The sequence below is a fragment of the Shewanella sp. MR-4 genome (assembly GCF_000014685.1).
GTDB lineage: Bacteria > Pseudomonadota > Gammaproteobacteria > Enterobacterales > Shewanellaceae > Shewanella.
The window spans coordinates 512,435-533,963 of the sequence record NC_008321.1 but is presented as its reverse complement, the minus strand read 5'-3'; the positions used below and the strand labels follow the sequence as shown (position 1 = coordinate 533,963).

At 48.3% G+C, this 21,529-nt stretch carries 22 protein-coding genes; 9 read left to right on the top strand and 13 right to left on the bottom strand.

Annotated elements, in window-relative coordinates; translation table 11 throughout:
* Positions 1–204 precede the first annotated feature (204 nt).
* A complete protein-coding gene (locus SHEWMR4_RS02485; protein WP_011621272.1) occupies positions 205–1,518 on the top strand; it encodes an ATP-binding protein in 1,314 nt (437 codons plus the stop codon).
* Between the two features lie 146 nt (positions 1,519–1,664).
* On the opposite strand, the gene SHEWMR4_RS02480 is transcribed toward SHEWMR4_RS02485, so the two are convergent.
* From SHEWMR4_RS02480 to SHEWMR4_RS02455, 6 genes are read right to left on the bottom strand one after another with little or no spacing between them, the layout of a single operon-like run.
* A complete protein-coding gene (locus SHEWMR4_RS02480; protein ID WP_011621271.1) occupies positions 1,665–2,783 on the bottom strand; it encodes a hypothetical protein in 1,119 nt (372 codons plus the stop codon).
* A gap of 10 nt (positions 2,784–2,793) precedes the next feature.
* Complete coding sequence (locus tag SHEWMR4_RS02475) at positions 2,794–3,798, bottom strand: YecA family protein (RefSeq protein WP_011621270.1); 1,005 nt, start codon at positions 3,796–3,798, stop codon at positions 2,794–2,796.
* Between the two features lie 42 nt (positions 3,799–3,840).
* Complete coding sequence (locus SHEWMR4_RS02470; protein ID WP_011621269.1) at positions 3,841–4,248, bottom strand: NUDIX hydrolase; 408 nt, start codon at positions 4,246–4,248, stop codon at positions 3,841–3,843.
* Positions 4,249–4,276: 28 nt separating this feature from the next.
* Entirely contained in the window at positions 4,277–5,158 is an 882-nt protein-coding gene (locus tag SHEWMR4_RS02465) for a neutral zinc metallopeptidase (RefSeq protein ID WP_011621268.1), read from the bottom strand.
* A 47-nt stretch (positions 5,159–5,205) separates the two neighbouring features.
* Complete coding sequence (locus tag SHEWMR4_RS02460; protein WP_011621267.1) at positions 5,206–5,631, bottom strand: hypothetical protein; 426 nt, start codon at positions 5,629–5,631, stop codon at positions 5,206–5,208.
* An 11-nt stretch (positions 5,632–5,642) separates the two neighbouring features.
* A complete protein-coding gene (locus tag SHEWMR4_RS02455) occupies positions 5,643–5,876 on the bottom strand; it encodes a hypothetical protein (RefSeq protein ID WP_011621266.1) in 234 nt (77 codons plus the stop codon).
* 459 nt (positions 5,877–6,335) lie between these two features.
* Between SHEWMR4_RS02455 and SHEWMR4_RS02450 the strand changes: the two genes are divergently transcribed.
* The 5 genes from SHEWMR4_RS02450 to SHEWMR4_RS02430 all read left to right on the top strand — a co-directional run bounded on the left by SHEWMR4_RS02450 (position 6,336) and on the right by SHEWMR4_RS02430 (position 12,297).
* The gene (locus SHEWMR4_RS02450) at positions 6,336–7,829 is read left to right on the top strand and encodes a helicase HerA-like domain-containing protein (protein WP_011621265.1); all 1,494 of its coding nucleotides are present in this window, start codon (positions 6,336–6,338) and stop codon (positions 7,827–7,829) included.
* A gap of 313 nt (positions 7,830–8,142) precedes the next feature.
* Positions 8,143–8,265: a hypothetical protein gene (locus SHEWMR4_RS21170; RefSeq protein WP_041408679.1), complete on the top strand. Its 123-nt coding sequence runs from the start codon at positions 8,143–8,145 to the stop codon at positions 8,263–8,265.
* Between the two features lie 502 nt (positions 8,266–8,767).
* Positions 8,768–9,724 (top strand): TAXI family TRAP transporter solute-binding subunit, encoded by a 957-nt coding sequence (locus SHEWMR4_RS02440; protein WP_011621263.1) that lies wholly within the window; start codon positions 8,768–8,770, stop codon positions 9,722–9,724.
* A 107-nt stretch (positions 9,725–9,831) separates the two neighbouring features.
* The gene (locus SHEWMR4_RS02435; protein ID WP_011621262.1) at positions 9,832–11,865 is read left to right on the top strand and encodes a TRAP transporter permease; all 2,034 of its coding nucleotides are present in this window, start codon (positions 9,832–9,834) and stop codon (positions 11,863–11,865) included.
* Positions 11,866–11,898: 33 nt separating this feature from the next.
* Positions 11,899–12,297, top strand: a complete 399-nt coding sequence (locus tag SHEWMR4_RS02430; protein ID WP_011621261.1) for a DUF1850 domain-containing protein — start codon at positions 11,899–11,901, stop codon at positions 12,295–12,297.
* 46 nt (positions 12,298–12,343) lie between these two features.
* Here SHEWMR4_RS02430 and SHEWMR4_RS02425 read toward each other — a convergent pair whose 3' ends face one another.
* Together SHEWMR4_RS02425 and SHEWMR4_RS02420 are read right to left on the bottom strand one after the other, a co-directional pair.
* A complete protein-coding gene (locus SHEWMR4_RS02425) occupies positions 12,344–13,330 on the bottom strand; it encodes a sensor domain-containing diguanylate cyclase (RefSeq protein WP_011621260.1) in 987 nt (328 codons plus the stop codon).
* Positions 13,331–13,476: 146 nt separating this feature from the next.
* Entirely contained in the window at positions 13,477–13,812 is a 336-nt protein-coding gene (locus tag SHEWMR4_RS02420; protein ID WP_011621259.1) for an FKBP-type peptidyl-prolyl cis-trans isomerase, read from the bottom strand.
* Between the two features lie 189 nt (positions 13,813–14,001).
* Here SHEWMR4_RS02420 and trxC point away from each other — a divergent pair, with 189 nt between their 5' ends.
* A complete protein-coding gene (gene trxC, locus SHEWMR4_RS02415; RefSeq protein ID WP_011621258.1) occupies positions 14,002–14,424 on the top strand; it encodes a thioredoxin TrxC in 423 nt (140 codons plus the stop codon).
* A 68-nt stretch (positions 14,425–14,492) separates the two neighbouring features.
* Here the strand turns inward: trxC and SHEWMR4_RS02410 are convergent, their stop codons facing one another.
* Together SHEWMR4_RS02410 and SHEWMR4_RS02405 are read right to left on the bottom strand one after the other, a co-directional pair.
* On the bottom strand, positions 14,493–15,896 hold the full coding sequence (locus tag SHEWMR4_RS02410; protein ID WP_011621257.1) for a DASS family sodium-coupled anion symporter: 1,404 nt from the start codon (positions 15,894–15,896) through the stop codon (positions 14,493–14,495).
* An 87-nt stretch (positions 15,897–15,983) separates the two neighbouring features.
* Positions 15,984–16,241 (bottom strand): hypothetical protein, encoded by a 258-nt coding sequence (locus tag SHEWMR4_RS02405; RefSeq protein ID WP_011627365.1) that lies wholly within the window; start codon positions 16,239–16,241, stop codon positions 15,984–15,986.
* A 304-nt stretch (positions 16,242–16,545) separates the two neighbouring features.
* Between SHEWMR4_RS02405 and SHEWMR4_RS02400 the strand changes: the two genes are divergently transcribed.
* Positions 16,546–17,583, top strand: a complete 1,038-nt coding sequence (locus SHEWMR4_RS02400) for a sensor domain-containing diguanylate cyclase (protein ID WP_011621255.1) — start codon at positions 16,546–16,548, stop codon at positions 17,581–17,583.
* Between the two features lie 221 nt (positions 17,584–17,804).
* Positions 17,805–18,977, top strand: a complete 1,173-nt coding sequence (locus SHEWMR4_RS02395; RefSeq protein ID WP_011621254.1) for an MFS transporter — start codon at positions 17,805–17,807, stop codon at positions 18,975–18,977.
* Between the two features lie 46 nt (positions 18,978–19,023).
* Here SHEWMR4_RS02395 and SHEWMR4_RS02390 read toward each other — a convergent pair whose 3' ends face one another.
* Genes SHEWMR4_RS02390 through SHEWMR4_RS02380 form a run of 3 tightly spaced genes read right to left on the bottom strand, consistent with a single transcriptional unit; the run spans position 19,024 to position 21,198 of the window.
* Complete coding sequence (locus SHEWMR4_RS02390; RefSeq protein ID WP_011621253.1) at positions 19,024–20,643, bottom strand: PepSY-associated TM helix domain-containing protein; 1,620 nt, start codon at positions 20,641–20,643, stop codon at positions 19,024–19,026.
* Between the two features lie 6 nt (positions 20,644–20,649).
* Complete coding sequence (locus SHEWMR4_RS02385; protein ID WP_011621252.1) at positions 20,650–20,940, bottom strand: hypothetical protein; 291 nt, start codon at positions 20,938–20,940, stop codon at positions 20,650–20,652.
* Between the two features lie 3 nt (positions 20,941–20,943).
* Positions 20,944–21,198 (bottom strand): hypothetical protein, encoded by a 255-nt coding sequence (locus SHEWMR4_RS02380; RefSeq protein ID WP_011621251.1) that lies wholly within the window; start codon positions 21,196–21,198, stop codon positions 20,944–20,946.
* Positions 21,199–21,529 lie beyond the last annotated feature (331 nt).

The following is a 21,529-nucleotide window of genomic DNA, read 5'->3' as shown; positions in this document are numbered from 1 at the left end:
ACTTTGACTTTGACTTTGGCTTTATAAATTTAACAATCGGTAACTCGTTAATTTTGAATTAAATAAAGAGTAACATGCATGAAACAGATCGGATTATCACTTTTATGCGCATAAAAATGTAAAATTCCACACTTTTCTGCGCGTAAAAGTGTAGAGTGAGTTATAGTATAGGCCGTTAACAATCTTAATTGACGGGAAATGACAATGCAGCGCAACCTACTCAACGCCTTAATAGCATGGAAAAACCAACCTGTGCGCAAGCCATTATTGATCGATGGCGCAAGGCAAACGGGTAAAACCTATCTGCTGCAAGAGTTGTTTGGTAACACCTTTGCCAACATCCTGCGTATCGACTTTCTTGAAAATCCCGCCTACAAACAAGCATTCGATGGCTCACTGTCACCAGACGAGCTAATAATGAACATTGAGCTGTTGACCAATCAGGCGTTCAACCCAGAAACCGATCTGCTGATATTAGATGAAATTGGCGAATGTGAGCGTGCCGTTACCTCACTAAAGTATTTTGCTGAAAAAGCACCGTCCTATTTTGTCGCGGCAAGCGGCTCGAACATTGGTTTGCTCAACACCTTCCCTGTAGGTAAGGTAGAACAATACAATTTACGACCTCTGACCTTCCAAGAATTTATTTACGCATCCAACGAGCAAGCACTGATCAAAGCGTTTGAAGCCCAAGCAAGCACACCGGCAGCGCACACTAAATTGATGGATAAACTTACAGATTACTTTTTTACCGGTGGTATGCCAGAAGCCGTTTCCGCTTGGTATAGGTTTAAAGATTCAAGCATTTTAGAGCGGGTTGAAAAAGTCACAAAAATTCATGCCGATTTAGTTGAAGGTTATCGCCGCGATTTTGGCAAGTACGCGGGCAAGGTCGATGCCACACTGATTGAATCTGTGTTTAACAGTATTCCAGCGCAGTTATCACTTGTCAGCGATGAGTCCGTTAAACGCTTTAAATTTAAACATGTGCATGAGCGCAAATCTCGTTATAGCGATTTTGAGACCGCGATCCATTGGCTTCACTGTTGCCGCTTAGCCTTGCCAAACTACCCTATTGAAGGGATACCAAAATCACCTCTGGCGGCCTACAAAAAAGAAAATATGGTTAAACTGTTTCTATTTGATGTGGGACTGCTCAATCATATGCTAGGCAGCAGTTATAAAGAGATTAAGCAACAAGACTATGAGTACAAAGGCTATGTGGCTGAAAACTTTGTGCAGCAAGAGCTCACTGCTATTGGCGTTGACCCAAGCTATTCATGGAATGACGCCCGGGCCGAAATCGAGTTTATTTTGGCAACCGATGAAGGCGTTATCGTCCCTGTTGAAGTCAAAAGTGGCAAACGTACAAGAGCCAAATCGTTGGCATCCTACGTTGAAAAATGTGCTCCAAGTAAAACCTTTAAGTTAACGGGCACACAAGGCTCATCGGCGTTAGAACAAACCAATATTGTAATGCCTTTGTATTTCACCCAGTATTTACCACAGAGATGGTAAAGAGAGTTGCTTAGCATCCCGAGGTCTACACAAAGTGACTTTATGAGTAACAATCTGTAGACCTAAGGAGCATACAAGCTTTCAGCCAATCAAAACTGAACGATATTTTTTGCTAACAACGCTTGGCCTGTCTGTAACCCCATCATTTAAAGCAAATCACTTAACCGGTTTAACAGCGCTTTACGGCTATTATTAGTCACAACAAAGCGCTTAAAACGTTGCTCAAACGCCACGTTATCCGCTTTAAACTGATAGGCCTCAAACAGCTGATGCAAATAGCGTGCTGCCTCATCATAGCCACTGGCGCAGGTGCGATTCGCTTGCTCTTGTGCTTGCTGCCAGCTGTGCTCACGCTGATTATAGATATCCGTCAACATCTTCTCTTTTTCCGCTTTTTCGATGGCTAATTTTTTTGCGAGCGCCTCAGCTTGCTCTTGCTGTAATTGGCTTTGCGCTTGTTGAATGTAAGGGGTAATAAGGTCAGGCGTTAACCAATACTGATAGGTTTCGTCTGTGTTGGCCGATTCTTTTCGCGTCAGCGCTAAGGCTTGGTGACGAGTTAGCAGGCCTTGCTCAAACAGCGTGCGTAATAGCGTGTCTTTCTCCGCATCCGTGAGATTATGCAGCCACGTATCAAACTGAAATTGGGCTTGTTTGGCTTGGTGACTTGGTTGTTCGTTCAGCACCATCGCAAGTGCCTTAACCCATGCTAAGGGAATATCATACAGCGCCGCAAACGTCTGCACCTCTTCACTGAGGTGCTCAAAATCGTATTGAATTAACGGTATTTCTTCAAGTTCGTCATTACAATCAAACGCTTTGAGCCACATAAAGTACACAAGACGCCAATTCCCTTGGATTAACTCGCTGCGTAACCCAACTAAATGCTGGAAAAAGTCGTCAGCCTGTTCATCGTCAAAATACTCGCCATACTCTTCGATGGAAAAAATCAGTAGTTGCCACTCATCGCTTTGGTGTACATGAAGCCCATCGCTTGAAAAGCCAAGCAACGCTTCAGGGATCGTTCCGGCAGGTAACTTGATGTATACATCGATTGAGCCCCAATCGGCATAGTAAAACCCGATATCGAAGTATTTTAACATCAGCGTAGAAGGTTCCGCCTTTAAGTCACTGTAGGTGTAATACACCTGAAAGGACGTAGCAGTGATGTCCGCACGGCTTGAAATGGTTCTGAGTGCTTGACGCGCCTTAGCATCTAAGTACCCATCCAGACGCTCGAATTTATAGTATTGATATTCGCTCACGATGACCTTGCTATGCGTTAATGGTGAATTGAAAAGTTTGTTTTAACAAAGGCTGTACCTTAACAACTCTGCCGATCGGTTCAGCGTCTTTGTAACGCCTTGGCTCAATGATCAAAAATCCCCAAAACTGTAAAAATCGCTCAATAAATCGAGATTCGATGAGCATGCTTAAGTTTCTTTCTAGCGAGAAGTAATCATCCAAAGCGAATGCAAGCAGTAAATCGGGGAAAGCCGTCATCACCTCTTTCACCAGCTTTTCTACACTGTGATGACCTTGTAGGCGCCACAACATAAATAACCAAAAGGTTCGTAAGTCGACATCAAACTCAAAACCATCCAGATAGCCCCAGTTATATTTGCCGATGGCAGCCTCTAACATAGGTTTAAAAAATGCCTGTATGCCTAGAGCTTGATACTGCTTTTGCGCTGACTTTTTAACGTGATAACGGCCACTACGAAGGTAAATAATACCACTAATTTCGGCAAGCACTCGGGTGTAGTGCAAGGCATTAAATTTGTCTTCGTTACTGCCCGCAAACTCGCTGATACTGAGATCACGTTCGAACTGAGCAACGGCAAACTCAGGTAATAACTCACAGGCCTGTTTAACCAACTTAGCCGGTAAGCTGCCTTTACTTGTGGCTTTGAAGGAGCCTTCTTGCGCCATGGCCTCATCAAGAATTAGCGCTAGATAACGCATCACCGGACTGGTTGAAAGATCGTCTGGTGTGCTGATTTTCACCCACTGTAATTGCTCAAAAGGCGCATATAGCCAATTGGCCATTTGTGTTGGTGTTACGCCACAAAAATCGGGATGAGGTTGATTATTGCGATCCTGAACTTTGTGTTGTAAAACGGCGTTAAGTTCATCAAGGCTCAAATTTGGGTTCATTGCCAACATAGCCTCAACATCATCGAACACTTGGGCATGTTGCTGGAAAACGCTGCTCATACAACAACGTTTAAACTTTTTACCACTGCCACAATGGCAAGGATCGTTACGACCGAGTTTCATTGCTGTCTCTTTTTATTGTTGTAGATACTTACTGACAAAGCCTTAAAACTTTGCACTCACGACAACACCGTTGAAATTAAGACAATCTTTAACTCTTTGCTGCTGGACCGCGCTAAGTGTGTCGATATCATGGAAGGCAAACTCTGAGTGTTCATGGCTTAAGCGAATCACGGCGTCGGCAGATGCAAACTCACAACGAAAGATAAAAGCTTGGGATTGATAGGTGCTGTGATAATACACGCCGCTTAGGTAGTGGACGTTCACCGCCAGCCCCAGTTCCTCTTGGCATTCGCGCAGCAGGGCTTCGTGAATCGTTTCACCGGGCTCTAAGGCGCCGCCGGGTAAGCCCCAGGCGCAATTGCCGTAATTTGCCTTAAGGAGTAACACTTGGCCTGCATCGTTAGTGATCACCCCATGGCTACTGAGCCGAAACCTATCTTCAAATGCCATGTTTCAATCCCACGCTAAGGCAGTGTTATCACGAGTTGTGATTAAAGGTATTGCAGCTGGCAAGCTTGCCTGAGGCAAAACCCGTCTTAAACCATTTTACCCTGTCAGCCGAACTGCCATGGGTAAAAGCTTCGGGTTGTACGGCTCGGCCAGCCATTTTTTGCAGGCGGTCATCCCCCACGGCACTCGCGGCAGCGATGCCCTCTTCTACATCTCCGGCTTCGAGCAGATTGAGCTGCCTGTCGACATAATGCCCCCACACGCCAGCATAACAGTCGGCTTGCAATTCGAGGGCAACACTCAGTTGATTGGCCTGCGCCTTGCCGACGGCTTGCTGCGCCTGACGCACTTTAGTGCTGGTCCCGAGTAGGTTCTGCACATGATGACCCACCTCGTGGGCAATCACATAGGCGAAGGCGAAATCCCCCGGCGCCCCAAGTTTTTTCAGCTCCTCGAGAAAACTCAAGTCGATATAAACTTTGCTATCAGCGGGGCAATAGAAAGGCCCTGATTGCGCCTGTCCCATACCGCATCCCGTTGAGGTCATATTGCGATAGAGCACCAGTTTGGGCTCGACATATCGCCCTTGCAGCAATTGATTCCAGACGGTTTCGGTGGTGCCGAGGATCGCCGCCACAAACTGGGCATTCTCATCTTGAGCGGCTGTATTGCTGGCCGATTGTGATTGACTAAACCCCGCTTGATGGCTCGGATCTAGGGACAATCCGCCAGTAAAATATTGAAACGCAAAATATAGCCCGCCCAACAGCAGTATCACTCGGCCTATTTTGGTGCGAAGTAGAAAAGGCAGCAAGCGCAGCAGGAGCGCGCTAGGCACGCCCGCGGACGCCATCTGCTGGTCACGTCTGTCTTCGATATTGGAGCTGCGGTCACTGTCACGCCAACGCATTGGATTTCCTAGGCTATGGGTATGGGAACTAGATTTCAGTGTAGCCGTTATTTGGGATCATTCTGCTCGGTGGGCGCCGCTTTTAACGAGCGCAAAAACAGCCCTAGCCCACCAAAGGCTAACACTAAAATCACGATCAAATCGAAGGCCGACATGGCCCTAAAGTGAAACTGAATTGAGCTTATCACGCCGACAATTAAGGCGACTAAGGAGCCTAAGGTGAGCAGCCAACCGAGCTTGGTCTTGGCATCAAAAAACACCATCACTATCCCGAGGATAAACGGCAGCATCACCATACCTGTGGTGATAGAGAATCCCTGTCCAAAGGCATTCATGCGGTAGAGTCCATAGCCCAGCCCAAAACTGGAACTTACCTGTATCGCATTGAATAACAGATAAAATCCTGCACACATCATGGCAAGCCCAATAAAAAATTGGCCAATACCGCCCTGTGTTCCTCCCGCTCCCTTCATACCAATCCTTTCTATTGACGTTGTTGAATCGCTTTGTCGACAGCTTCTTTAAGCTGTTGGTCCTCTGCAGCCTTTTTGGCTTTCTCGTGGGCTGCTAACTGTTTATCCGCCTCGGCCACGCAGCGCTGTTTATCTAGCATGGGCTCATAGGGGTCGACATCCGTCCTAGCAGAACAGGCTAACTCGGCGCAGGCGGAGGTTAACAGTGATGCGGACAAGACTAACATAATCAAAGGGGTTTTCATCTTCGGCTCCTCAACAAAATAGCTACACTTAACCAAGCTAACGTTGGCAAGCTTTACTAGGGCATGTTGACGTTTCAGGGTTATTTTTGCAGCAATTTCGCTGGCTTTTATGCAAGGCAAAGTCCGTGCAGTGTAGTTATTCTACATAAACGGACGATAACGCAGCAGAAAAGCCAGCCAAATGCTGCCCGAAGGGTTCGTCTGGCAAGCCCTTGCTCTTTGTCACTCGTCATTTGAGTAGAATAACTACACATCATTCCTCGTTTCGCAAGCACGAGCTTGCCAGAACGAACAAAATCTAATCTCGAAACGTCAACACGCCCTAAACCTGTATCGATTATGTGCTCAACGATATTGACACAGATCCACGAAAGGCAAACACTGAGTGATGTTTTTTTATCCACCCATGACCGACGCCCCATAGGTTCATCACGGGGCTAATTAAGACAAGGACTGCGCTTGAATACTCTACTCTTAGGTAAAGGTGAGCAACAGGTTCACTTAAATCTTAAATATGCCAACCGCCACGGACTGATCGCAGGCGCCACTGGGACGGGTAAAACCGTTTCGCTGATGACCCTCGCCGAAGGCTTCTCTCGCCAAGGTGTGCCGGTATTTATCACCGACATTAAAGGCGATATCTCTGGGCTTGGCGTCGCGGGCACACCAAACGACAAACTCTTCCAGCGAGCCGCCGAAATCGGGATTGAAGAATATCAAACCGAGGCCAATCCTGTGGTTTTCTGGGATTTGGCTGGAGAGCAAGGGCACCCCTTACGCACAACCGTGAGCGAGATGGGACCCACCCTGCTCGGGCGCATTCTCGAACTCAATGACACCCAAAGCAGTATTTTGGACATAGTGTTTCAACTGGCTGATGACCAAGGTTTATTGTTACTCGATCTCGACGATCTTCGCGCCATGCTGAACTTAGTCGCCGATGAACGTAAAGATATCTCCGCCAAGTATGGGCTTATCAGCGCCCAGTCCCTCGCCGCTATTCAACGCTCGGTCCTCGGCTTGGAGCGCGATGGCGGCAAAGACTTTTTCGGCGAGCCAGCGCTTCAACTCGAAGACTTGATGCGCACGAACTTACAAGGGCGCGGCATTATCAGCCTGTTAGCCGCCAATAAGTTAATCCTGACCCCTAACCTCTATTCCAGCTTCTTACTCTGGCTGCTATCAGAACTCTTTGAAAACCTACCCGAAGTCGGCGATCTCGATAAACCCAAGTTAGTCTTCTTTATTGATGAGGCGCACTTATTGTTTGAAGGCTGCCCAGCAAGTTTGCTTAAACGCATAGAGCAGATTATGCGGCTTATCCGCTCCAAGGGTGTCGGGGTGTATTTTTGCTCGCAGTTTCCTGACGATATTCCCAACGAGATCTTAGGTCAGCTCGGTAATCGGATTCAGCATGCCCTCAGGGCGTATACCCCAAGGGATCAAAAAGCCGTTAAAACCGCGGCAGAGACCTTTGTGCCCAACCCTAAATTGGTGGTCAGCGAGGTAATTTCACAACTCGCCGTGGGCGAAGCTTTAGTCTCGACACTCGCCGAGAAAGGCGTGCCCACTATGGTGGAACGCGCCCTGATTGCACCGCCCCGCTGTCGCATGGGGCCAGCAAGCGCGGAGGAGTTAAACGCCATTCGAGCCAAGAGCCCCATCGGCGGCAAGTACGACACTTTAATCAACCGAGAGTCCGCCTACGAACGGCTCAATCAACGGCACGCCGAAGCGGCCAATGGCGCAGCTAGCACCCAAACCGCGAGTACGCCCGCCGCCCAAGAAGCGGATCAAGGCTGGTTTAGTGAACTGATCTTCGGCAATAAACGCCGCCAAGGATTGGCCGAGACACTCTCCAAACAAGCCGCGCGAACCGTGGGTAATCAACTCGGCAAACAAATATTGCGCGGATTACTCGGCGGCATACTCGGCAAGTCGACCCGCAGGTAATGGCGCAGGGCTAAAACCGTGCGCTAAACCGCATATTTTATATACACATTGGCACTACCATTAGCGTGAATTATTCTAAGTAGTGAGTGGATCTTAGTTAGGATTTAGGTGATAAGATTATTTTGCGAGTACCGCTCAGAGAGGCAAATAAATTCAAGTAAATTACCAATAGTTTTAAATAGTTGTGATTTAAAAATGGTGTAATTCGAGTTTAATCGTTTCGCTTTAATCAGGACATCATGGAACGGGTTTTACGCAAATGGCTTACATGATTAGCCTGATGAACAACCACTGAAAGTACATGGAGTTAACTATGAGTAAAGAGCAAAAAAATCGCAAAGAGGCCAAGAAACAGCCGTTAATGACGATGAAGGAAAAGCGTGCCGCAAAACACGCCAAAAACGCGTCTAAAGGTCTCCTCGATAACGTTAAATAATATTGTGGCACTTTAGGGTGCGCCTCCAATATCGACAATTAAGGGTTAACTGCGGTTAGCCCTTTTTATTGGCTCGCTTTTTATTCCCCATACCATTGGTGATTAATTCAGCAAACAAAACAAGTTAATAACCAATTAAATCATTACTTTAACTAGGAAAACCCTTTAACTAAAAAAGTCACCTAGACTAAAGCAACATGCACATTGCTTGAGTCTTTTGCTAAGGTTTTATTTACCTAGATCACCCAGAACCACAATCGCAGCTAAGTTACCGATTTATCAGCTTATTCCATTTTAGCCATCACAGCACCCGACGCTCGCTAGCCCTATTGGAATATTGGCTATACGCCTAATAAATCACGATTTAGACTGCATATAAACTCGTGACAAAGCCTGTATTTTGAGCAGATTTGGGTATATAAGTAGTGATACTAAAGTTGCAATCAAACAGTCCGATTTACCTTACCCTATATAACACAATAAAAAATAAGGATATTTCAGCATGAAAATCAACAAACGTTTTATCGCCGTTGGCGCAGCATTAACGCTCTCACTCAGCGCAGCCTCAATGGCGGCCGCACCTGCCTTTATCAATATCTTAACTGGCGGCACCAGTGGCGTGTATTACCCCATTGGTGTGGCATTGTCGCAGCTCTATGGCTCAGGCATTGAAGGCGCCAAAACCTCAGTGCAGGCCACTAAAGCCTCGGTTGAAAACCTCAATTTGCTGCAAGCGGGCCGTGGTGAATTGGCCTTAGCCTTAGGCGATTCTGTGGCTGCTGCCTATCAAGGCGATGCCGATGCCGGCTTTAAAAAGCCATTAGATAAGGTGCGCGTGCTCGCAGCCGCTTACCCTAACTACATTCAAATTGTGGCCAATAAGGAGTCTGGCATCAAAACCTTAGCCGATTTGAAAGGTAAACGTATTTCTGTCGGTGCGCCTAAGTCGGGCACAGAACTCAACGCGCGCGCCATTTTTAAAGCCGCGGGTTTAAGCTACGAAGACATGGGCAAAGTGGAGTTTTTACCCTATGCCGAATCGGTCGAGCTAATTAAGAACCGTCAGTTAGATGCGACCTTACAATCTTCGGGCTTAGGTATGGCAGCGATCCGCGATTTAGCCGCGACTATGCCAATCAACTTTGTGGAAATTCCCGAAGATGTGATCGGCAAAATCAATAATCCCGCCTACCAACATGGAGTGATCCCAGCAGCCACCTACGAAGGCCAAACCGCCGATGTCTCTACGGTTGCTATTCAAAACCTCTTTGTGACTCAAACTGGTGTGTCTGACGATTTAGCCTATCAGATGACTAAACTGATGTTTGAGCATTTAGATCGCCTCGGCAACGCCCACTCAGCGGCGAAAGCCATTCAATTAGACAAGGCAACCAAAAACCTGCCTGCGCCACTGCACCCAGGTGCTGAGCGTTATTTCAAAGAAGTTGGCGCACTCTAAGGGTGTAACCTCAATCTGTGCGACCCATTTTTCACCTAAGCACTTGAGTGATAGCGTCACTCAAGTGCTGCGTCGCCCTCTGTAGTCTAATGCTGTGAGGCATAAATATGAGCGATTCCGAACAAGGACTAGGCGCTAAGACCAGTGACTGGCCCAAGGCGCTGTTTTACACCGCGCTACTTTTCTCTATTTTTCAAATCATTACCGCCGCCTTTCATCCCGTATCGACCCAAGTTTTGCGGGCAACCCACGTGGGCTTTTTACTCTTAGTCGTATTCTTGAGTTATCCGGCGGTGGGCAAGTCTCGCCCCTGGCAACCCTTAGCCTGGGTGCTTGGCCTTGCGGGCATGGCAACGGCCGCCTATCAATGGTTTTTTGAGGCCGACTTGATCCAGCGCTCCGGTGAACTCACCGATGCCGATATGGTAATTGGCGTGGTGTTGATTGTTTTAGTGTTTGAAGCCGCGCGGCGGGTGATGGGCTGGGCGCTGCCGATTATCTGCTGTATTTTCTTGGCCTACGGCTTATTCGGCCAATATCTCCCCGGTGACTTAATGCACCGTGGCTACGGCGTTGACCAAATTATCAATCAGTTATCCTTCGGTACCGAAGGGCTCTACGGCACACCAACCTATGTGTCGGCTACCTATATCTTCCTGTTTATTCTCTTTGGTGCATTTTTAGAGCAAGCGGGGATGATCCGTCTGTTTACCGATTTTGCCATGGGATTATTCGGCCATAAACTCGGCGGCCCGGCGAAAGTGGCCGTGGTTTCTTCGGCGATGATGGGCACAATCACGGGCTCGGGAGTTGCCAACGTGGTGACCACGGGGCAATTTACCATTCCCTTGATGAAGCGCTTCGGCTACCGCCCCGCCTTTGCCGGCGGTGTAGAAGCCACTTCCAGTATGGGCAGCCAAATTATGCCGCCCATCATGGGCGCGGTGGCCTTTATCATGGCCGAAACCATTAACGTGCCGTTTATTGAAATCGCCAAAGCGGCGTTAATCCCCGCATTGTTGTATTTCAGCTCAGTGTTCTGGATGGTGCATCTGGAGGCCAAACGCGCCAATCTCTGTGGTTTGCCTAAGGATCAATGCCCCGATCCCTGGGCGGCAGTGAAGGAGCGCTGGTATCTGCTGATCCCACTGTTTATTTTGATTTACTTGCTGTTTTCGGGTCGTACGCCGCTGTTTTCTGGCATGGTCGGTTTAGCACTAACTTCGATTGTGATCTTAGGCTCTGCGATTGTGCTGCGCCTACCTTCTAATGCGATGCGCTTCGCCTTTTGGATTGCCCTTGGGGTGTTGTGTGCCGGCTTCTTCCAGATGGGAATCGCCGTCGTCTTTGGGGTCATCGCCTTACTCGTCGCTGTCTGCTGGTTTATCAAAGGGGGTAAAGATACCCTGACCATCTGCCTGCACGCTTTAGTCGATGGCGCTCGCCATGCGGTGCCCGTGGGGATTGCCTGCGCCCTGGTTGGGGTGATTATCGGGATCGTCTCGCTGACGGGGATTGCCTCAACCTTCGCCAGTTACATCCTCGCCGTGGGTCAAGATAACCTCTTCCTCTCATTGGTGTTAACTATGCTCACCTGCATGGTGTTAGGCATGGGCATCCCGAGTATCCCTAACTATATTATTACCAGCTCGATTGCCGCCCCCGCGCTGCTGGACTTAGGTGTGCCGCTGATCGTCTCCCATATGTTTGTGTTTTATTTTGGAATTATGGCCGACCTCACGCCTCCCGTCGCCTTGGCCTGCTTTGCCGCTGCGCCAATCGCAAAAGAATCGGGGCTGAAGATCAGTCTATGGGCGATTCGCATCGCTATCGCTGGCTTTGTGATCCCCTTTATGGCGGTTTACGATCCGGCGCTTATGCTACAAAGCGATAGCTGGCTTGCCATCGGCTTTGTGATGTTAAAAGCCACCGTAGGTATTGGTATCTGGGGCGTGATCTTCACCGGTTTCTTACTGCAAAAACTCTATTGGTGGGAGCGTGTTATCGGCTTCCTCGCCGGAGCCAGTTTAATCCTTGCGACACCGCTCAGTGATGAAATCGGCTTTGGACTGGCGCTACTCTTTATCGTGCAGCACAGCCTAAGAGCGCGCAAACTGAAACGTCTTGCCGAGCAGGGGTAAGGTTTTGAGTGTATGCAAAGGTAAGGCAATAAGATGCTAGGTCTATGTTTAGGCCTAGCGGGCACACTGTGGGCACAAGTGCCCACAGAGCAGTTCACCCTCGCGTGGAACCACAGCATAGAAAAAATCCGCTGGGAAGAAGACTATCAAGTCACCACTCAAGGATTACGCCTCACTGAGGCCAGAGTCAAAGGCACGGGGGCAGGAATGGAAATCCCCGATGATGCGGTATTTAGCAATGGCAGTTGGCATTATCAACCTAAGTTGCCCGTGCTGCCGAGATTACGCCTAGGGCGCACACCCGAGGCGGGGGATTTTGAGCTGTGCTTCACTCAGGCTTCGGGGGAGGCGCAATGCCAAGCCATGAGTCATTGGATTGGCCCGCCGAACAAACACGATGCCGCCGTTGAGGTGTGGGGCTGTCAGCTGTGAAATGTCGCTTCATAAAGACGCGCAAGCTAGGCGCATCTGCCGCCGATTAACGGTCAATAGCGCTCTCATTCCGAGAGAAACTGTAGCCGTTTTTCCCTTGGTGTTTAATACGATACATAGCGGCATCGGCGCGATCGCAGCTTTGAGCAAAACGATCACCGTACTCAAAAATATCGATACCAATACTCAGGCTTATCGCCACCTCGCAACCATCGAGTAAGAAACGTTGTCGATAAACATCCAATAAGGATTGCGCGAGCATACCTAAGGCTTCGATATCCGAAGTGGGCAGGACAATCACAAACTCGTCCCCGCCGAGCCGCGCGATCTTTGCCTGTGCACCCGAATGCTCCACTAAGGAATGCGCCACATGCACCAATAAGTTATCGCCAAACTTGTGACCATGGTGATCATTTAAGGCTTTAAAACCATCAAGATCGATAAAGAATAACGCCCCACGCTGGCCGGGTTGCAATAACTCATCGAAGGCCGTGGTGATGGCTTGGCGGTTCATCAGGTTGGTGAGAGGATCGCTATGAGCTAACCGAGCTAAATCCAGCTCGTAGCGCTTTTCTTGAGTGATATCGATATGGCTGCCCATCATTCGCAGCGGCGTGCCATCGGGTAGACGCTCAACAATGCGGCCACGATCCGACACCCAAGTGATGCTGCCATCTTTGTGCAGCATGCGATGTACGACCTGATAATAATCGGCCTTACCATTCACATGGTCTTCAAAGGCTTTGATTACCCAGTCTTTATCCTCTGGATGAAGTTTGCTTTTCCAGCTGTCGACATGGGCGCGAAGCTCCTCGCGGCTAAAGCCGAGCAGTTCGCCCCACTTCACATTGAACAGGGTGAGATTGCCACTGGGAACATGCTGCTCCCACAAACACAAGCCATTGCCATCGAGGGCGGCAAACAGTTTTTCTTCGGCGCGATTATTGAGCGCCGTTAACCGCGCATTTTCACGTTTAAGTTCGGCGATTTCGGCCTGAAGTTGCTTTATTTGTGCTGCAGAATCCGCTACCACGAAAAGTCTCTGTTGTTAGGTTGGGGGATTTTCGTCCAGTGTAAAACAGTTAAAGCCGAAGGGACATAGTAAAAAGGATAAAGCCAAGGGGGGCTGACAAGCCATACAAAGGAGTCAGCCAGATGCTGACTCCATCAAGCTGACGCTTAATCGCGGGTGAGCACTTCAAGCAATTCAATCTCAAAGGTGAGATCCGAATTAGGCTTGATATGGGCACCAATTTGACGCTCGCCGTAGGCTAAATGCGCAGGGACGAATAACTTACGTTTTCCGCCAACCTTCATGCCCATCAGTCCTTGATCCCAACCTTTAATCACTCGGCCAGTGCCAATCACGCATTGAAATGCCTGACCACGGTCATAGGAGGAATCAAACTGAGTGCCATCCTGCAAAAAACCGCGGTATTGAGTGGTGATCAACGCGCCTTTTACGGCCTCTTTTCCTTCGCCGATAACCAGATCGACAACTTCTAATTCAGTCATTTAATTAATCTCTTCGTCTTCACTTACATTCAAGTGATCCATCAAAGAGCCTATTCTAACATCGCCAGCCGAGCTTGTCGGTGCAGCTCACCCATTTTGTGGTACAGGTTTCGATACGCCTTGACCTCCCTTTAAATTTGCCACGGCGTCCCCATATCTACAGCATGCATTGAGCTAAGGAGCCATTCCATGATTATCGCCTGCCCCCACTGTGACACCTTAAACCGCGTGCCCCAAGAGCGGTTAACTGAGCAGCCTACCTGCGGCAAATGTAAACAGGATCTGTTTGCGGCGGCGCCCATTGAGCTCACGAGCGCCAATTTTATCAATCATGCTCACAAGTCAGAGTTGCCAATCGTTGTCGATTTTTGGGCAAGCTGGTGCGGCCCATGTAAAAGCTTTGCCCCCACCTTTTCGGCGGCAGCAAAAGCATGGGAACCACAATTTCGTTTCGGCAAGATTAATACCGAGGAGCAACAGGCGTTGGCGGCGCAATTTGGGATCCGCTCTATCCCTACGCTGATGATATTCAAACAGGGGCATCTTATCGCCCAGCAAGCGGGCGCCTTACCCAAGTCGGCGCTCGACCAATGGCTGCAGAGTTATTGCTAGAATCTATAGTTTCGCCCATAAAAATACCCAGCCTAGCTGGGTATTTTATTTGGATGAATCAGGCGTGTTTACACTTCCCAGAAGGTGTGGGCAATAATGCCCAGCACTATCATGCTGAGGAAGTTAACTATCATGCCCACTCGCACCATTTCCGACTGCTTAATATGGCCAGAGCCGTAAACAATGGCGTTAGGCGGCGTCGCCACAGGCAACATAAAGGCGCAGGAAGCCGCAATACCAATCAGCACTGAGAGCATCACTGGCGATACCCCTAATGCTTCGGCAATCGCCGCAAATACTGGCACTAACAGCGCGGCACTTGCGGTATTACTAGCAAACTCGGTCAGCATCACCACGAAAGCGATTACCGCAAACACGAACAACGACATATGGGTGCTACCAAAAATATCCGTCATCCAGTGCGCGAGGAACACGCTGGTACCAGTACTTTTGAGCACGGCACTCAAGGTTAAACCGCCACCGAACAGGATCAATACGCCCCAATCTGTGGTCGATTCTATCTTCTTCCAGCCTACGAGCCCGAGTCCAGCCAGCAACACTACAGTGCCAAGGGCGACGACGGTATCAAATTGCGTGATCCCACCGAGCGCTTTGGCCAGCGGCACACTGAAAATCCAGCAACAAACCGTCGCGAGGAAGATAACTAAGGTGAGTTTGCCTTGGAAAGTCAGTTTTTGCTCTTCAACATCCAACTTACATTGCGCAGATAGATCCGGCTTAAAGTACCAGTAGAGTGCCAAAAGCATCATAGGTAACATCAAGATTACCGTTGGAATACCAAACTTCAGCCAGTCGCTAAAGCTTAGGCCGACCTGCGCCGCGGCAATCGCGTTTGGCGGGCTGCCGACTAAGGTACCAATGCCACCAATGTTGGCGGAATAGGCAATCCCAAGCAGTAAGAACACATAAGTGCTGTGGTACATCTTGCGATCGAGCTGCTGCAAAATCCCCAGTGCGAGTGGCAACATCATCGCCGTGGTTGCTGTGTTACTGATCCACATAGACAGCAACGCCGTCACGCCAAACAGCATTAAACAGGCAATACTGAGTTTACCCTTGGAGGCCAGCAATAATTTTTGCGCTATCAGGGTATCGATCTTTTGATGGTGCAGCGCAGCTGCTAATACAAAACCACCGAAAAACAGATAGATAATTGGATTGGCAAAGTTACTCATGGCTTCTTTGGTTTCAAACACTCCAAAGAATACCGCCAAAATCGGCACTAAAATCGCCGTGATACTGATGTGAATAGCTTCGCTTAACCACAAGATGGCGGCGAACACTAAGATAGCAAGCCCTGTATTGACCCCTTGGTCAAAGGGTAAACCGTAATACAACGCGAATAGCAGCAGAATATCCGCTACTAAGATCAGCATTTTTTTCTTTTCAAGCCCGGCATTCGCGGGCGAATGATTGGGGGGAACCGACGTTGACTGCTCTAAAGACGACATGGTGACAACCTTCATACCATTATTTTTTTAGGCAAATTTAGGGCATAGGTCACACTTGGCAAAGCAGTTTATTTTGTACTTTTGCCACTAGGCAACCACAAATACTGCAGACAAAAGGCGCAAAAAAGCCATTTTCGAGATAAAAATCACCTGTTTTTGATCTAAAGTTATGTGCAAAATTTTCAAACGCACAAAAATACCGCAGAAGTTTGTGAAAGCTGTAACTGAATAAATGTTTAAAACTGTGATATAGGTCAAACTTTGAATTTTCACCAAGTGATAAAGGCTGAATTTAATCTTAAAAACAGCAGTTAACACTTTAACATCCATGACCATTGGCATCATTAGCACTCAATATCACTCTTACCAGCAACAGCCGCACCTTAAGCATTTTTGTCACATTTAAACAACAAGTTATTTTTCCCTCTGAGTTCGAGTCTACCTTATCTAATTGCACATTGGTTAATAACCTGCCATTTACGCTTAATGTTCTTATCAAGATCCAAGGGCTTAAATACCAGCAAGAGATGACTTAGCCAAAAAACAAAGATTGCTACCAGGTACAAATTCGATTTATATTCCAGATAGGATCTTATTTAAGCATTTAGGATATAGCTTTGAATGACCAATGATTTAAAGGGGCATTGCAATGGAAAAAAGTTTTAACCCCTTAAACTTATCTGATAAAGCGAAAGGACATCAAATAAGCCTCCCCGTGGAATTTGTGCAGGCGCTTGCCGTAGCAACCTCCCTCCAAGAAGTCCTCGATAATGTTTCCCAATGGATATATCAATTATTTGATGCTGAAAGGGTTAGCATTACCTTGAAGGACGATGCTGACTATTTAAAAATCTATTCCATCAGTGGTAATAAGGCGATCCCGCTCGATTTTAGGGTGCCTATCGCTAATAGCTTTGTCGGTCAGGCCTTTTCAGAAAAGACTGTGCTTATTTGCGACGACCTCACTAAATCAACCAAGTTGGATGGCCTCATGCTGGCGCAGAATGGCATGAATACCAGCATGAATGCCCCACTCCTTTATGGAAATATTTGTTTGGGCACACTCAATGTCGCCCACAACAAGCCTTATCATTACAAAGATTTAGACGCCTTAGAGTTGCAGTGTTTAGCTAATTTGATTGGCCTTAATATCAGCCTGCGCCTGCAACTTAAAGAACTCGAATACCTTGCCTCAACAGACCACCTGACAGGCGCTGGTAATCGCCGGGTATTTACCCAAAAAATCCTGCAAGCCATAGAGACATTCCATGAAAAGGGACAACTCTTTTATTTTGGTTTGTTGGATATAGACCATTTTAAGATGCTCAATGATCAATTTGGCCACACCGCAGGAGACTATGTATTACAGAAAATTGTCGCCATATCTGAAGCCATGATGACGAGCTCCGCGGAACTATTTCGTATTGGCGGTGAGGAGTTTGCCATTATATTCCCTGAGCAAACCGAGTATGAGCCTATGCAATTTTTTAACGATATCAGGGAAGCCATTGCCAAGGCGGCTTTGGACTTCGACGGCATACCGATCAGCGTCAGTGTAAGTATCGGCTTTACCACTATGAGCACTGCGGATTATGCACCAGAATCCTTACTGCGCCGCTCGGATAAGGCACTCTATCAGGCAAAGCTGGCAGGGAGAAATCGTGTGGTGATGTTTAATACAGCATAAGCATGAAGTTGCATTCCAAGGACCTAGTGAAACCTTCGCAAAAATGTACAATAGCACTCCAAACCAATAACATTTAAATTCCATTATCTCTATGAATAATAAACACAAATATTATTCACCATCTCAGTCAATCTAACTCACTTTACCCTGAACAAAATTCGGCCTAAAGTCGCGCCCGCAATCTCTCCTTCTGTTTATTTTTTACCTGTTTGGTACCGCCAGTGGAAAATGTAGCGTTAACTCAATCGACTCAAAAGCCAGGACTTTTTGTGCCAGTTACAGGCTTAAGCCTATTTGCCCTCGCGTCGGGCTATTTGATGAGTTTGATCCCGCTCTCGCTCAGTTATTTCGAACTCAGCCCAGATCTCGCGCCATGGCTCGCGAGTATTTTCTACCTCGGCTTATTGCTGGGTGCCCCTTGCATCGCGCCAATCGTGGCACGCATCGGCCACAGCAAAGCCTTTATTTTATTTCTCAATATCTTATTGTGCAGTGTTGTGGTTATGGTACTGCTGCCACAGGGCGGTATCTGGCTCGCCTCGCGACTCGTTGCTGGTGTCGCGGTGGCAGGAATTTTTGTGGTCGTCGAATCTTGGTTGCTTATGGCCGACACCCAAAAACAGCGGGCCAAACGCTTAGGCCTGTACATGACCGCCCTGTACGGCGGCACGGCAATAGGACAACTCGCGGTCGATTACTTAGGTACCACGGGCAACCTTCCCTATTTAGTGGTGATAGGTTTACTGGCCGCCGCCAGTTTACCCGCGCTCTTAGTTAAACGCGGTCAACCGCAATCGAGCGAGCAACACTCGATTGCCCTCTCGGATCTTAAAAACCTGAGTAAACCCGCCGTGGTCGGTTGTTTAGTCTCGGGATTATTGCTCGGCCCCATTTACGGCTTATTGCCTGTTTATGTGTCGCAGGACATGGGATTTGCCCAGCAGACGGGGCAATTTATGGCGCTGATCATTATGGGCGGCATGATAGTCCAGCCCTTAGTGAGCTATTTATCTCCACGCTTCCAGAAGAGTGCCTTAATGGCCGCCTTCTGCTTAATTGGCGCTGCGGCACTCTTTTTACTGACACAGAAATCCCTCGTTGGACTCTGGTTAGGCTTTGTGTTGCTGGGCGCCTGTGCCTTTGCCCTCTACCCTATCGCCATCAGCCTGGCCTGCGATCATCTGCCTAGCAGCCAAATTGTGTCTGCAACTCAGATTATGTTGCTCAGTTATTCCGTCGGTTCGGTTATCGGCCCAGTTACAGCGAGTCGCTTTAATCATATCGAACATGGCTTGTTACTCTACTTAGCCGCCAGTTTTGTGCTGACATCTTGTTATCTTGGCGCGCGCTTACTGGTGCGAAGCAAACCTCGCTTGCCGACGGCAAAAGCTTAAGGCCTATTGCTCAGTAACAAAATGGGCGCCTTAAGGCGCCCATTTTTCAAACTGTTTTTGAAGCGGTCTCGACCACAGCATCCTTATTGGGAATCGCCCAGACACTGTCCTGCGGGCCATTGAATAAGCGATGGCGCGTGAGTCGGTATCCATAGTAGAACAGCCCACTAAAGCCGAGCGCCACGAGATCGACCCCAAGCGTTGCCGCAGAATGGGGCGCCCATAAGCCTAGACTCGGCACTAACAGCCCGATCACAGAGCTAATAGGCATAGCCAGAGTCGCCAAGGCGCACAGAGGTAAAATCAGCAGTGCCGCCCTAGCCGCGCCGCGCCAGAAGGCATAGGCCACTAAGGCGGCGAAGACGACATAGTACAACCACAGATAGAGATGATTAATATTGCTCACCTGTGAGTAGAACCATTTCCCCAGCAGCATGCTCACCGCCAGAGCGGCAACCGAACCTAAGCAAATCCCCACGGTGGCGCTCGCCATTAATCGGCAGGCACGCGTCTGCTCACTCGCCTGTTTTTTACGGCGCTTTTCCAGCCACAACAAGTTACCGCTGTAAAATAAAAAGGCGCCGCTCAAGCCTAAAAAGAAATACACCCAGCGCCCAAGATCGCCGCCGTAACTGCCAAAGTGCAGCCCAAAGAATACCGCGACCGTTCTGGCCCAAATGCCCTTATCACTCTGGTCAATGGTGCTGTTGGTTATCTTGAGGCTATAGGGATGCAGATATAAGTAATCGGTGACTGGTCCGCGCATAAAACCGCTAGGGTTGTACAGGCCTAAACGCAAGGTCGCGCGAGGATTATTCAAGTTCATAAAGGTCATTTCATGCACTTGATACTCGGGGGCGAGCTCCTGCACCTTAGCCAGAACTGTGCTGACCTTAGGCAAATCGGCGAGTGTATAGGGCGTTCTATCGGGTGCGGGTTGGGCAAACAGCGGTTTTTCACCGTAAACCACCTGCTTAAGCCCATCGTAAAGCTGATCATGGAAGGCAAACACTATCACGGTCAGACTGATCACTAGATGAAATGGCAAACTAGTAATGCCGACTAAGTTGTGGGCATCGAGCCAGAAACGGCTTTCGCCCTTATCTTTACGTAGGGCGAAAAAGCTTTTAGTTAAGGTGGGCAGTAAGAAAATCACCCCAGAAACCAGCGCCAAGAAATATAAGAAGGCGGCGACGCCGAGCACATAGACACCCGCTTGATCGTGGCCCACTTCACCGGCAATCCCCGCAGTGCGGTGTAATTGGTCAATCAGCTCGGCCAGCTCGCTTGGGGTGCTTAGTTGAGTCACTAATTGCCCCTGCTCGTCGAGGCTGGCATGCCAAAGCTGGTTACTCATGCTGAGTTCACGCTCCGAGCCCTGCTGATACCAAGTCATCGGCGACTGATGTTCATCATTCAAATGCAAACTAAAGCCGTTTTTCGCCTTATCGTCCCGAGCTAACACCTGCGACACTAACTCATCGAGCCTATCAGCAGAGACTTGCGGCAAAGTCACAGAGGGCGGCATTGACCAAGCGTCAATCGCACCTTTAAACATAGTGAGCGATCCGGCATAGAAACCGATAAACAACACTATTCCGGCGATGATCCCAGTCCAAATATGGATAGACTGATACACCCTTAACACATCACTGCGAACTTTCATCCCTTATCACCTAAAGGTATATAAAACTATATAAGTCAAAACGTTAAACAGGCCTAAATAGCCAATGGCCCTGAGTCCTGTTTTAAAGAGAAAACTCAAACTTAAGACAGATAACCAAATGGGTGCGATCAACCACATATTGACCTGCACCTTAGTGTCGGCATCGATTCCGCCCGGACCAAACCAGGCAAATAATCCCACTAGCCCTAGGGCTAAAGTAAAACCTAACACTAACCCTGCCAGTGACTTAGTCCACCAGTCGGGTTGTAACTTGTCCTTTTCTGCTAAACGCGTCATGGCTTATTTCCGACCGATAAGAGAGATAAAAGGCACTAAGCCCGAGAGCAACATCAACAGGGCTATCCAGAGAAACATTGCGGCACTGAAGGTGAACAGACTCAGCCAACCAATCAAGCTAGCGAGGGCAAGCCCATAGGCGAGTAACCGCCATGGCCGCTTAGGAAGGGGGCAGGTTAATAGTCTTTGTTGCTTATTGCTCAGATAACACAACAGGCAAGCCATCAGTGTCGACAACAAAAAGATGAGTTGCAACACGGGGATTTATCCTCTCACGACAAAGTGTTAGCACAATTAAACCCACTGAAATCTACCGCTTTGCGCCTGATTTTCACCAAACAAAAACGGGGCGAAATGATAGAAATTGAGTTAATTTCGGGACTCTAACCTTGGTGAGAATAGTTCGCAATAACATTTACACTGTAAGCATAAGCAATGACATCTGGGTCACACATAGGAAAACTCGATACAGTCTTATTGCCACCCGTTAACCATTAAGATACATTTTGACGCTAGATGTAACGCCAAGTGTTTAAAATTAAACCGTATTTCGCCCCAATAAATTCCGCCATCGCAACATATCAGCAAA